The organism is Streptomyces sp. NBC_01235, assembly GCF_035989285.1.
Taxonomy (GTDB): Bacteria; Actinomycetota; Actinomycetes; order Streptomycetales; family Streptomycetaceae; genus Streptomyces.
Map to the genome: position 1 here is coordinate 10,872,489 of NZ_CP108513.1, position 14,168 is coordinate 10,886,656.

Here is a 14,168-nt window from a genome sequence, read left to right on the forward strand (position 1 = left end):
TCAGACGGGGGTTCAGACCGGCGATGTCCTGAGCGGACGTCGTGCGCGTACAACATCACGGGGGACGACGGTCTTTCGTCACACCCTTCGTTCACTTTGGCGTCGCCGAATTCTCAGTGTTGTTCCGTTCTGACGGGACACGGACGGCGGGGCATCATTAGCCGACTTGTGGGGTGTTGGCAGAGTGTCTGTTATTCCGATATCGCTTTCGGACGAGGCCGACCGGCCGCTGCTGCGACTGTTGGCCGCGCGGCTGTCCGCACTGCGACTCCCCGAGAGCGAGGCCGGTGCGGCCGACCCGACGGCCGTCCGCAACTGGCTTGCCCAAAGCAGGCAGTTGGTCGCCGACGCCGGTCTGGCAGAGCGTCGGGGCGAGGACTTCGAGCAGACCTGGGCCGCGATCGCGGTCGACGAGCGCCACGCCGGTTACCTGCCCCGGCTGTCCGCGGCCGCCGCCGTGCTCCGCGCCCTCCCGGACATCCTGACCGGCCGGCTCACCGTCGCCGACGTCCTGCCCGAGCACACCGCCCGCCCGCTCGTCACACCGGCGCTTGCGCACACCGCCGTCGCGGTGGCCGACATGGTCGAGGCCTACGTCGACGCGCGGGCCGACCTGCCCGGGCCACTGCCCGTCCGGGTCCTGGAACTCGCGCCGACGTCCGGAACCCCGGAACTGCGCGACCGGCTGACGGAGCGTCAGGATCTTGCCGAGTACGTCCTTGAGGAGCCGCACCGCCTCGCCGCCCAGCAGTGCGGCGACTACGACGTCGTCGTGGCGCGTGGCGTGCTCGGCGCGGCTTTGGACGTACGTCAGGCCCTGCGCGCGGCCAAGAGCGCGCTCAAGCGGCACGGCCTGCTGGTGCTGGACGAACCGGCCCGCCCGGCCGTGTTCGAGCACCTGGTCCACGGACTGCCGCCCGCCCGGCCGCGCCCGGACCTGGCCCGGTGGCGCTCCCTGCTGGACACCGAGGGCTTTCCGGGCGTCTACCTGCCCACCGGCCCCGCGGCGGACGCCGACCGGCACGTCATCGTGGCCGAGAGCGACGGCATGGTCCGCCGGACCACCCAGCCGGAACGCCGTCCGGTCGGACCCGCCCCGGTCGAGTCCGCTCCGGCGGTGACACCGGCCGCGCCCCGCCCGGCCTCCGCGTCCGCGCTCGAACCGCACGTGCGGGACATCGTCATCGACGCCCTCGGCAGCGCGCTCGGTCTGCGGCCCGAACATGTCGAACTGGACGTGCCGTTCGCCGACTTCGGTATCAACTCGCTGACCGGCGTGGAACTTCTGCACCGCATCAACCAGGAGCTCGGCACCACGCTCGACTCGACGGTGCTCTTCGACCACAGCTCCGTCGAGAAGCTGACCGCACACATCCTCGCCAGTGCAGCCGAGGCGGTCACCACGACACTCGCCCCGCGCGAGCCCGCCCGGCCCAGGACGACCACAACAACCGCCGCCGTGGCCCTTCCTGACGCGGCGCCAGGCCCCGACGCGCCCGCGGCTGCCCCGACCGGCGGGATCGCCGTCGTCGGCATCAGCGGGCGCTTCCCCCGCTCCGCCGACGTGGACCAGCTGTGGGAGCACCTCCTCGCGGGCGAGTGCCTCGTCGACGAGGTGACCCGCTGGGACCTCACCGACTTCTACTCCCGCTTCGCCGAGTCCCCGCACGGCCACACCACCCGCGCCGGCCTGCTCGACGACATCGACCTCTTCGACTCCCAGTTCTTCGGGATCTCCGGCCTCGAGGCCACCTACATGGACCCGCAGCAGCGGCTGTTCCTGGAGGAGTGCTGGACGGCCCTGGAGGACGCCGGCCACGCCGGGAGGGGCGTCGAGGGCCGGGCCTGCGGCGTGTACGCGGGCTTCAACGGCGGCGACTACCAGATGCTGTGCGGCGTCAACCCGCCCGCCCAGGCCATGTGGGGCAACGCGCCGTCGGCGCTCTCCGCCCGCATCTCCTACCTGCTCGACCTGCAGGGACCGGCGCTGACCGTCGACACCGCCTGCTCCAGCTCGCTGGTCGCCATCCAACTGGCCTGCCAGAGCCTCAGCACCGGCGAGACCGACATGGCCCTAGCCGGCGGGGTGTACATCACCTCCACACCCGGGTTCCTGCTCGGTGCCGGTCAGGCGGGCATGCTCTCCCCGGACGGGCGCTGCTATTCCTTCGACCACCGCGCCAACGGCTTCGCCCCCGGCGAGGGAGTCGGCGTCGTGGTGCTCAAGCGGTACGAGGACGCCGTCGCCGACGGCGACCACGTCTACGGCGTGATCCGCGGCTGGGGCACCAACCAGGACGGCGCCACCAACGGCATCACCGCCCCGAGCGCCCGCTCGCAGGAACGGCTGGAACGCCAGGTCTACGACCGCTTCGGCATCGACCCGGCCCGGATCGGGATGGTGGAGGCGCACGGCAGCGCCACGCCGCTCGGCGACCCGATCGAATTCCAGGCGCTCACCAGGGCGTTCGGCGCCTACACCGACCGCACCGGGTACTGCGCGATCGGCTCGATCAAGAGCAACATCGGGCACACCACCTCCGCCGCCGGTGTGGCCGGCGTCCTCCGGGTGCTGCTGGCCCTGCGGCACAGGACGATCCCGCCGTCGGTGAACTTCGAGCGTGCCAACCCGGCAATCGACCTCGACAACGGCCCCTTCTACCTCAACACCCGGCCCGTTTCGTGGACGGCGCCCGACGACGGTCCGCGCACCGCCGCGGTCAGCTCCTTCGGGCTGAGCGGCACCAACGCGCACCTGGTCATCGAGGAGGCGCCCGGCACCACCCGGGTGCGCCCGACCCGCCCCGCCCAGCTGGTGGTGCTCTCCGCGCAGAGCGCCGAGCAGGTGCGCCGGCAGGCGGAGCGGCTGCTCGCCGCGTGCACGGCCCGACCCGACCTCGACCTCGCCGACATCGGCTTCACCCTGCTGACCGGCCGGCGCCACCACCGGCACCGGTTCGCCTGCGTCGTCGGGGACGTGACCGAGCTCGCCCAGGTGCTGCGCGAATGGCTCGACCACGGCCGGCACCCGGCCGCCCACGTGTCCGACGCCACCCCGCGCGACCGCCGCGAACAGCGGCCCGCGCTGCGCCGGGTCGGCGAGCAGAGCCTGCGCGCGGCAGCGGCGGGCACCGAGGCAACCGACGTCGTCGAACACCTTCAGGTGGTCGCCGACCTGTACGCGCAGGGCTACGACCTCGACTACGAGGAGTTGTTCCGCGGTGGCGGCCACCGCCGGGTGCCCCTGCCCGCCTACCCGTTCGCGCGCGAGCGCTACTGGGTCCCCGAGCCCGCCCAGCCGGGCCTGACGGCCGGCCCGACGGCGCCCGCCCGCCCCGAGCAGGCGGCGGTGCCCCCGGCACCGGTCCAGGCGGAGGTGACCGAGGCCGGTGTCGCCGCGTCGGTCGTGACCTGGCTCTCCGGCATCCTCGCGGTGCCCGCCGAGCGGATCGAGACCGGCGAGTCACTGATCCGGTACGGCTTCGACTCGATCAACGCCGTCGCCCTGCGCACGGCGCTTCTCGAGAGCTACGGCGTGGACCTCGCGCCCCGGGCCGTCTTCGAGAGCGGCACGGTCGAGGACCTTGCCGCCCTCGTCGTCGCGGAACACCGCACGGCCGCCGAGCGGCCCGCACGGCCCGAGCCGGCGGACGTGCCCGACGACGAGGCACCGTTCCCGCTGTCCGCGGCGCAGCGGGTGCTGTGGTCCCTGGCACAGCTGGCGCCGGGGAACTCCGCCTACCACCTGCCGCACGCCTTCCGGGTCCGCGGCGAGGTCCGTCCGGACGCCTTGGAGGCGGCCCTGCGACGGCTCGTCGAGCGGCACCCCGCGCTGCGCACCACGGTCGACGTCGCGGGCCACGCGCCGGTCCAGACGGTCCGTGCCACCGCCCCCGTGTCGTGCACCGTGGAACAGATCGGTCCGCGCAGCGACGACGAGCTGCTGAGCCTGGTGACCGAGCGGGGCCGCGTGCCCTTCGACCTCACCGAGGGGCCGCTGCTCCGCGTCCACCTGCTCTCGCTCGCACCGGACGACCACGTCCTCGTGGTCACCCTGCACCACATCGTCTTCGACGGCACCTCGCTGCTGGTCCTGCTGCGCGAACTCGCCGCGCTGTACACCGGCGAGGTCCGCGGCGAGCCGGTGCCGCTGCCCCGACCCGCCGGCTCCTACGCGGAGTTCGTCGACTGGCAGCGCCGCTTCCTGGCGGACGACCGGGGCGCCGCCGCCCGTAGCTACTGGCGCGACCGGCTGGCCGGCGCGCCCGCCGACCTCGGGCTGCCGCTCGACCGGCCGCGTACCGAGGCGGCCCGTTTCCAGGGTGCGGTCCTGCAACGACGTCTGCCCGCCGCGCTCACCGGCCGGGTCCGCGACCTCGGCGCCGACCTGGGCGCCTCCCCGTTCGTGGTGATGCTCAGCGCCTACACCGCGCTGCTGCACCAGTGGACCGGCCGCTGCGACCTGGTGGTCGGCACCCCGCTGCACGGCCGGCCCGAGCCCCGCTTCCAGGACACCATCGGGTACTTCGTGAACCAGGTGCCGATCCGCACCCGGGTCGCGGGACTTCAGTCCTTCGCGGAACTGGCGGCCCAGGTCCGCACCGAGGTGTACGAGGCCTTCGAGCACGGCGACTACCCGGTCTGCGAACTCGGCCGCGAGGGCGGCACGGTGCAGTCCTCCTTCGTGTTCCAGAACTGGCTCAAGCTCCCGGCTGGGGCGGCACACAACGCGCCCGCCCTCGCGCTGGAACCGATGCTGGGCGTGCACCAGGCCGGCATGTTCGACCTGACGCTGGAGGTGGTCCAGACCGACGGCGTCTACACGCTGCTGCTGCTCCACAACCCGGCGCTGTTCGACCGGGAGACGGTCGCGTCCGTCGCGGACCGTTACGAGCGCCTGCTCGCCGCGGTCTGCGAGGACCCCGGCCTGCCGGTGGGCCGGACGGGCGCGCCCGCCGAGCCGCCGGTCGCCGAGCCGGTCCCCACGAAACCGGTCCCCGCGGAGCCGGTCGCTGCAGAACCGTTCCTTGCGCAGCCGGTCCCCGCGGAGCCTGCCCCCGCAGAGCCGGTGCCCGCCAGCCGCCAGGCAGCGCTCGGCGAGGCCGCGGTGCGGGCCGCGGTCGAGACCGCCTACCGGGAGCTGCTCGGCGTCGACGCCCTCGACCCGCACGACAACTTCTTCGACCTCGGAGGCCACTCCGTGCTGCTGGTGCAGGTCTCGCTGCGCCTGCGTGAGGCCCTGGGCCGCGAGGTGCCGAGCGTCGCGCTGTTCCAGCACCCGACCGTGGACTCCCTCACCCGGCACCTCGCCTCGGCAGCCACCGGCCCGTCGTACGAGCGCAGCCGGCGCAAGGGCCAGGCACGGCGAGCGGCCATCGCCCGGCTGGCGGCACCGGTGTGAGCCGGCCCGCCCAGAACCGTCAAGACCGCCTGGACCGACAGGAGCCCCATCCGTGACCGTGCAGCCGACGGCATCCGAGCACGCCCCGATCGACCTGGACATCGCCGTCATCGGGATGTCCGGCGCCTTCCCGGGCGCCGCGAACGTCGCCGAGTTCTGGCGCAACCTGCGCGACGGCGTCTCCTCGGTACGGTTCTTCACCGACGAGGAACTGCTCGCCCGCGGCGTGCCGGCGGCCGACCTGCGGGACCCGGACTACGTCAAAGCGGCGTCCACCCTGGACGACATCACGGGCTTCGACGCCGACTTCTTCGGCATCAACCCCAACGAGGCCCGGGCCACCGACCCGCAGCACCGCCTGTTCCTGGAGTGCGCCTGGGCGGCCCTGGAGGACGCGGGCTACGACCCCGGCCGCTACGACGGCGACATCGGGGTCTTCGCCGGGCTCGGCATGAACTCCTACGTGCTGGAGGTGCTGGGCCGCAGCGCCTCGTTCTGGCGGTCCACCGGCGTCGAGCAGATGATGATCGGCAACGACAAGGACTTCCTGCCCTCGCGGGTCTCCTACAAGCTGAACCTGACCGGGCCGAGCATCAACGTCAACACCGCCTGCTCCACCTCGTTGGTCGCCATCCACCTGGCCCGGCAGAGCCTGCTGCTCGGGGAGAGCGACATGGCCCTGGTCGGCGGCGTGTCGATCGTGGTGCCCAACAACCGCGGCTACCGGTACGTCAAGGACGGCATCCAGTCGCCGGACGGCCACTGCCGGGCCTTCGACGCCCAGGCCCAGGGCACGATGTGGGGCGACGGCTGCGGTGTCGTCGTCCTCAAGCGGCTGCAGGCCGCGATCGCCGACGGCGACCACGTGTACGCCGTCGTCAAGGGCACGGCCGTCAACAACGACGGTTCGCTGAAGGTCGGTTACACCGCGCCCAGCGTCGAGGGGCAGAGCCGGGTCATCGTGGAGGCGCTGGCCGAGGCGGGCGTCTCCCCGGACGAGATCGGCTACGTCGAGGCGCACGGCACCGGCACCGCGCTCGGTGATCCGATCGAGATCGCCGCCCTCACCAACGCCTTCCGTACCGGGACCGACCAGGTCGGCTACTGCCCGATCGGCTCGGTGAAGACCAACATCGGCCACCTCAACGCGGCGGCGGGCATCGCCGGGTTCATCAAGTCCGTGCTCGCCCTGCACCACCGCGAGGTGCCGCCGAGCCTGAACTTCAGTGAACCCAACCCGGAGATCGACTTCGCCACCAGCCCGTTCTACGTGCAGACCGGGCTCACCCCCTGGCCCGAGGGCCCGGCACCGCGCCGCGCCGGGGTCAGCTCGATGGGCATCGGCGGCACCAACTGCCATGTCGTACTGCAGGAGGCGCCGGTCGCCGCCCCGGTCGCCGCCCCCGACGGCGAGCAGGTCCTGCTGCTGTCGGCGCGCTCGGAGGCCGCCCTGGAGCAGGCCGCCGGCGCGCTGGCCCGCCATCTGGCCGCCCACCCGGAGCTGTCCCTGGCCGACGTGGCATACACCCTGCAGTGCGGGCGCCGGCACTTCCGGGCCCGGCGGGCGCTGCTCGCCCGCTCCGTCGGCAGCGCCGCGCGCGCCCTCGCCGAGGCCGACCCCGAGGCCCTGCTCGGCCCCGGCGACACCGCCGGGCCGGACGGGCTGGCCGCCTGGCTGGCCGGCGAGGACGTCGACTGGCAGCCGCGGTGGCCCGCCGGCTCCGCACGCCGCGTGCCGCTGCCCACCTACCCCTTCGAGCACCGCGGCTACTGGTACGAGCCGGAGATCGTGCCCGAGACCGCCGCTCTCAACGACGAGGCCTACTTCACCAAGCTGGCGGACATGGGCGACTGGTTCTCCCTCCCCGTGTTCAGGCAGCGTCCGCTGCCCTTCACCGTCCCCGCGGCCGGGCGCCGCACCTGGCTGGTGTTCGCGGACGACCGGGGCGTCGGCGCCCGGGCGGCCGAGGCTCTGGCGGCCGACCACGAGGTGGTGACGGTGACCGCCGGCAGCCGCTACGAGCGGCGCGTGGACGGCTCGTTCGTGCTCGACCCCGCCGACGAGGAGGGCTACACCGCCCTGCTCACCGAGCTGCGCACCCAGGACAGGCTGCCCGATCGCGTCCTCTACTGCTGGCCGTTGCGCCGCCGCGCCGAGCAGCCGCACCGGCTCGACCGCGACGCACAGCTCGCCGAGCAGGAGGCCGTCCTCTTCCCGGTCCTGCGGTTCGCCCAGGCCCTCGACGCGCTGTCCGTCGAACGGCCGCTCACCTTCACCGCGGTGACCGAGGACGTCTTCGACGTCACCGGCGCGGAGGATCTCGACGTGCACGCCGCCACCGTCGGCGGCGCCTGTCTGGTGCTCCAGCAGACCTACGGCCACATCGCCTCCCGGGTGGTCGACCTGTCCGCCGACACGGACACCGACCGCCGGGTCGCCCAGCTGCTCGCCGAGATCCGCCACGACACCGCAGACCTGTTCAGCGCCTACCGGTCGGGCAAGCGGTACGTACGCGGCTACGAGCCCGTCCGGGTCGAGGCGGACGCCCCCCGGCCCACCGGGCTGCGCGAGGGCCGCACCTACCTGGTCTTCGGCGGGCTGGAGGGCATCGGCGCGCTGGTCGCCGAGCACATCGTGCGCGACCGAGGCGGCCGCCTGCTGCTCCTGGAGGAGCCGGACTTCCCCGCCGAGGACCAGTGGGACGCCTGGCTGGCCGAGCACCCCGAGGACGACCCGATCGCCACCCGGGTGCGCAAGGCCCGCGAGCTGATCGGCCTCGGTGCGCACTGGCTGGGCAGCCTGGCGCAGGACCCGGCTCAGAACGACACGCTGCGCGCCGACGCCGAGCGGCGCCACGGCCCGGTGCACGGTCTAATCCACGCCCCCGGCTCGTCCAACGCCAAGCGGGTCAACACCATCCGCGCGGCCACGGTCGAGGACTGGCGCCGGCACTTCGCGTCGGTCGGGGCGAGCCTCGTCCTGCTCGACCAGATGTTCGCCGACCGCGAGCTGGACTTCCGGATCATGACCAACTCGCTCGGGTCGGTCCTCGGCGGCGACGGCTTCTTCCACATCGCGACCGTCGGCAACTATGCCAAGGCGTACGCCACGATGCGCGCCCGGGAGACCGAGCAGGCGTGGACGGTGCAGGCCTGGGACTCCTGGACCATCGAGTGGGTCGGCATCAGCCAGTACCTGCCGGCCGCCCTGTTCGACCGGGTCAAGCCCTCCGTGCTCACCACGGAGGAGGGCCTGCGCTGCTTCGAGCTGGCCTTCGCGGTGACCGGCGCCGTCGAGGTCGACATCTCCGCGACCGACTTCAACGCCCGCTACCGCAAGTGGATCGGCTCGACCGGCGGCACCGGGCAGGGCACGTACCAGGTCTCCGGCACGTACCCGCGCCCGGAGCTGGAGACCGCCTACGTGGCCCCCAGCGGCGCGACCCAGCAGGCCCTGGCCGAGCTGTTCTCGCGCGTCCTCGGGGTGGAGAAGGTCGGTGTCGAGGACAGCTTCTTCGAGCTGGGCGGACACTCGCTGCTCGGCGTCGAGCTGGCCGCCGAAGTGCGCAAGGCGCACGGGGTCGAGCTGGACCTCTACCACCTGTACGGCCTGTCCACCGTGGCCCAGCTGGCCGAGTACATACGGGGGGCGATATGACCCGTCCCATCGCCTTCCTGTTCGGCGGCCAGGGATCCCAGTACCACGGCATGGGGCGCCCGCTGTTCGACCACGAACCGGTGTTCCGCGACTCCATGCGCGAACTGGACGACGTGGTGCGCAAGCTGGCCGGCGTCTCGGTCGTCGAGCAGGTCTACGGCGCCGACCGGGGCGTCGCAGACCCGTTCGGTCGGCTGCTGTTCACCCATCCGGCGATCGTCATGGTCGAGTACTCGCTGGCCCGGCTGCTGCGCTCGCGCGGCGTCGAGCCGGACTACGTGGCGGGAAGCAGCCTCGGCGAGTTCGCCGCGGCGGCCGTGGCGGGCGTGCTGCCGATCGAGGACGTCCTGACCACCGTCGTCCGGCAGGCACAGCTCTGCGAGCGGTCGGGCCCGCCCGGCCGGATGCTCGCCGTCCTGCGCGACGTCGCCTCGTTCGACCGTGACCCGGTCTTCGCGGGCACCGAACTCGCCTCGGTCAACTACCCGGAGCACTTCGTGGTGTCCGGCACCGTGGCCCGGATCGCCGAGCTCAGGGCCGAGCTCACCGGACGGGACGTCCCCACCGAGGTCCTGCCGGTGCCGCACGCCTTCCACTCCTCCCACATCGACGCGTTCGCCGCCGGCTACCGCGACCTCTTCCACGGCCTTCGGCCCGCCGCGCCCCGGATCCCGATGGTCTCCGGCATCGACGGCGGCCGGCCGGAGCGGCTCGACGCGGACTACTTCTGGAACGTCGTCCGCCGGCCGATCGACTTCCCGGCCGCGGTCCGCACCCTCGCGGCCGCCGGCGACCCGGTCCACCTCGACCTGAGCCCCGGGGGCACGCTCGCCACCTTCCTGCGCCGCAACCGCGCCGAGGCCGAGTGCCACCCGGTCCTGACGCCCTTCATGCAGGACCGGCAGCGGCTCGCCGACGCGACCGCGGCCGCCCGCGCGCAGCGCCGCCCGGCCCGCCCGACGACCCACGGAGAAGGCACCATGACCGTCTTTCTGTTCCCAGGACAGGGCTCCCAGTTCAAGGGCATGGGCGCCGGGCTCTTCGAGGAGTTCCCCGACCTCACCGCCACGGCCGACCGGGTCCTCGGCTACTCGATCCGCGAGCTCTGCGTAGAGGACCCGCGCCGGGAACTGGGCAGGACCCGTTTCACCCAGCCCGCGCTGTACGTGGTCAACGCGCTCAGCCACCTCAAGCGGGTCGCCGACACCGGGGTGCGCCCCGACTTCGTCGCCGGCCACAGCCTCGGTGAGTACAGCGCGCTGTTCGCCGCCGGTGCGGTCGACTTCGAGACGGGCCTGCGCCTGGTCAAGCGGCGCGGCGAGCTGATGAGCGAGGCCGCGGACGGCGGGATGGCCGCGGTGATCGGCCTGACCGTCGAGGAGGTGCGCGACCTGCTGCGCCGCGAGGGCCTGACGGCCATCGAGGTCGCCAACCACAACTCGCCCCGCCAGGTCGTGGTCGCCGGGCCCAAGGCCGACATCCCGGCGGCCCGCGAGGCCTTCGTGCGGGGCGGCGCCCTGCACTACGTCCCGCTCAACGTGAGCGGTGCCTTCCACTCCCGGCTGATGGCCGGCACCCGGGAGCGGTTCATACCGCTGCTGCGCGAGGCCGTCTTCCGGACGCCTCTGATACCGGTGCTGTCGAACGTGTCGGCCCGCCCGCACCGCGAGGGCGCGATCGCCGACAAGCTCGCCGAGCAGATCACCCACGTGGTCGAGTGGAACGACACGATCCGCTATCTGCTGGGCCAGGGCGAGGCCGACTTCGTCGAGGTCGGGCCCGGCACGGTGCTCACCAAACTGGTCGGCAAGATCCGCGACGAGGCGGGCTCGCCGGTGCCGGCGGAGCCGCCCGCCCCCTCCCCGGCCGCCGCCAGGCCCGCCCCGCTCGCCCCTACCGCTGCTGCGCCCGCTCCGGTGGCCCCTGCTGCCCCCGCCCCGGCGGCCGAGGCGGTCCCGGTGGCGAAGCCGTCGCGGCAGGGCGAGCCCGAGCTGCCGCTGTGGCCGGTGGCCCTCACCGCGACCTCGCTCGGCGATTCGGACTTCCGCCGCGACTACGGCCTCACCCACGCCTACCTCGCCGGCGCCATGTACCGCGGCATCGCCTCGGTGGACCTCGTCGTGCGGATGGGCCGGGCGGGCATGCTCGGCTTCTTCGGCACCGCGATGGTCCGCCCGGACGGCATCGAGGACGCGATCCGCCGGATCCAGCGCGCGCTCCCGGGCGGTGAGCCGTACGGGATGAACCTCATCCACAGCCCCGCGCACCCGGAGGCGGAGGAGGCGGCCGTCGACCTCTTCCTGCGGTACGGCGTGCCCGTCATCGAGGCGTCGGCGTACATGGGCATCACCGCGGCCCTCGTCCGGTACCGCGCCAAGGGGCTGCGCCGCGGCCCGGACGGCCGGGTGACGGCCGCCAACCGGATCATCGCCAAGCTGTCCCGGCCCGAGGTGGCGCGGGTGTTCCTCGCCCCGGCACCCGAGGACCTGGTCGCCCGGATGGTCACCGCCGGCGCCCTCACCCGCCAGGAGGCGGAGCTGCTGCGCGAGGTGCCCATGGCCGACGACCTCTGCGTCGAGGCCGACTCGGGCGGCCACACCGACCGTGGCGTCCTCGTCGCGCTGCTCCCGGCCATCATCGCCCTGCGCGACGAGCTGGCCAAAACGTACGGCTACGCGCAGCGGATTCGGGTCGGCGCAGCGGGCGGCATCGGCAGCCCGGCCGCCGCGGCGGCCGCCTTCGTCCTGGGCGCGGCCTTCGTGCTCACCGGCTCCGTCAACCAGTGCACGGTGGAGGCCGGGACCAGCGACGCGGTCAAGGACATGCTGCAGAACGCCGGTGTGCAGGACACCGCCTACGCCCCGGCGGGCGACATGTTCGAGATCGGGGCGCAGGTCCAGGTGCTCCAGCGGGGCACGTTCTTCCCCGGCCGGTCCAACCGCCTGTACCAGCTGTACAAGCACTTCGAGTCGCTCGACGCCATCGACGACAAGACGCTGCGCATGATCCAGGACAAGTACTTCCGGCGGGACTTCGACCAGGTCTGGGAGGAGGTCCGCGCCCACCAGCCGGCCACGGAGATCCACAAGGCCGAGCACAATCCCAGGTACCGGATGGCGCTGCTGTTCAAGTGGTACTTCGCGCACTCGACGCGGGCCGCCCTGGAGGGCGACCCGGACTGCCGGGTCGATTACCAGATCCACTGCGGGCCCGCCCTCGGCACCTTCAACCAGTGGGTCAAGGGCACCGATCTGGAGAACTGGCGCAACCGGCATGCGGACGAGATCGGCCTGCGGCTGATGGCCGCCACGGCCGAGCTCGTCAACGGCCGCTTCGCCGGCCTGTTCGGCCGCCGCGACGCATCGGACTCCCATCGCCTCGCCCCGCAGGACCGGGAGGCGGCTGTCCGCTGAGCACCCCGGACTGCGAGCCCCCGGAACCGTCCCGCCCGTCGAAGAGATTGTGAGCAAGATCCGTGTCGCTGGAAGTCATCCACCGTCCGTCCGCCACCGACGCCACCAAGGTGCCGCTGCTCTTCGTGCACGGCTCCTACCACGGGGCGTGGTGCTGGGACGAGCACTTCATGCCGTACTTCGCCGAGCGCGGCCACGACTGTCACGCGGTGAGCCTGCGCGGCCACGGCAACAGCCCCGGCCGTGAGCGGCTGCACGAACTGACCCTGGCCGACTACGTCGCCGACGTCGTCGAGGCAGCCGGGCGGACCAAGGGCACCCCGGTGCTGGTCGGGCACTCCATGGGCGGCGCCGTGGCGCAACTGGTGGCCCGCGAGCACCCGGAGCTGCTCGCCGGCCTGGTGCTGCTGAACTCCGTACCGCCGGCCGGGCTCGGCCCCGAGTCGCTGCGCCTGATGTTCCGCCACTTCCGCGACCTGCGCGGGTTGCGGGCCTTCAACCGCGGTGCGGGCGAGTTTCCGACGCGGCTGTTCTACTCCGACGCGCTCCCCGAGGCGGAGCGGGCCGCCATCGCCGGCCGCTTGCAGCCCGAGTCGGACAAGGTCAACTACGCGGTGAACAAGCGCGTGCTGAGCGGCGCGCCGACCACGCCGGTGCCGCTGCTGGTGCTGGGCTCCACCGCCGACCGGGTGGTCTCGGCCAGGTCGGTGCAGGCCACCGCCAAGACGTACGGAACCGAGCCGGTGCTGCTGGACGGCGTCGGCCATGTCTCGATGCTCGACCCGCAGTGGCGCCGGGTCGCCGATCGCACCCTCGACTTCCTCAAGACCGTGGGCGACGCGGAGGAGGCACGGAAATGACCGAGGTGACGGAGCGCCGCTCCTACCAGGTGTCCACGATCGCCAGCAGCCCCGAGCGCGAGATCGAGCGGCTGAGCGCCCAGGTCGACCTCTTCTGGCCGGACGAGTTCCGGCACTACGTCGACAACGGGCTGCGCGACGGCATCTCCATGGTCGAGCTGGGCAGCGGCCCGGGCTTCACCACCGAGAAGATCCTCGACCTGCTGCCTGAGATCCGGATCACCGCCGTGGAGATCGACCCGCTGCTGGTCGAGGTCGCCGGCGACCGGTTGTCGCGCCCCTACGGCGACCGCCTCGACATCGTCCAGGGGTCGATCATGGACACCGGACTGCCGTCGGGTACTTACGACTTCGCCCTCACCCGGCTGGTCCTGGAGCACCTGCCCGACCCGGTGGCGGCGGTCCGTGAGGTCACCCGGATCCTCAAGCGGGGCGGCCGGGCGGTGTTCGTCGACAACGACTTCGAGATGCACCTGATGACCTCCCCGCACATTCCGGCGCTGTCGCAGCTGTACGGCGCCTACTGCCGCTCGCGGGCCGACGAGGGCGGCAACCCGACGATCGGCCGCGAACTGCCGGGCATCCTGCGCAGCGGCGGCCTGTCGGCGGTCACCTTCTCGGTGGTCAGTGCGCACAGCGACATCGTGGGCAGCAAGAGCTTCCTCGGATCCGAGGGCGTCGGCATCGCCACCAAGCTGGTCCGGGACGGCTATCTGAGCAGCAAGGCCCTGGGCGAGATCGCCCGGTCCTGGCGGGACCTGATGAAGAACGACAAGCACGCGATCCTGCGCCAGATGTATCTCTCGGCCGGCGAGAAGTAAGAAGGAAAGGGACCT

The 14,168-nt window shown here is 72.7% G+C and carries 5 protein-coding genes; all 5 read left to right on the forward strand.

The features are described from left to right. Positions 1–184: 184 nt before the first annotated feature. The 5 genes from OG289_RS48670 (at position 185) to OG289_RS48690 (ending at position 14,153) form a co-directional block, all read left to right on the forward strand. Positions 185–5,401 (forward strand): condensation domain-containing protein, encoded by a 5,217-nt coding sequence (locus OG289_RS48670; RefSeq protein WP_327320419.1) that lies wholly within the window; start codon positions 185–187, stop codon positions 5,399–5,401. 52 nt (positions 5,402–5,453) lie between these two features. Continuing rightward, on the forward strand, positions 5,454–9,059 hold the full coding sequence (locus OG289_RS48675) for a type I polyketide synthase (RefSeq protein ID WP_327320420.1): 3,606 nt from the start codon (positions 5,454–5,456) through the stop codon (positions 9,057–9,059). Then, positions 9,056–12,472 (forward strand): ACP S-malonyltransferase, encoded by a 3,417-nt coding sequence (gene fabD / locus OG289_RS48680; protein WP_327320421.1) that lies wholly within the window; start codon positions 9,056–9,058, stop codon positions 12,470–12,472. The genes OG289_RS48675 and fabD overlap by 4 nt, the downstream gene beginning before the upstream one ends. A gap of 62 nt (positions 12,473–12,534) precedes the next feature. Continuing rightward, positions 12,535–13,332 (forward strand): alpha/beta hydrolase, encoded by a 798-nt coding sequence (locus OG289_RS48685; RefSeq protein ID WP_327320422.1) that lies wholly within the window; start codon positions 12,535–12,537, stop codon positions 13,330–13,332. Further along, positions 13,329–14,153, forward strand: coding sequence for a class I SAM-dependent methyltransferase (locus OG289_RS48690; RefSeq protein ID WP_327320423.1), 825 nt, complete (start codon positions 13,329–13,331; stop codon positions 14,151–14,153). Before OG289_RS48685 ends, OG289_RS48690 begins: the two co-directional genes overlap by 4 nt. The last annotated feature ends 15 nt before the right edge of the window (positions 14,154–14,168 follow it).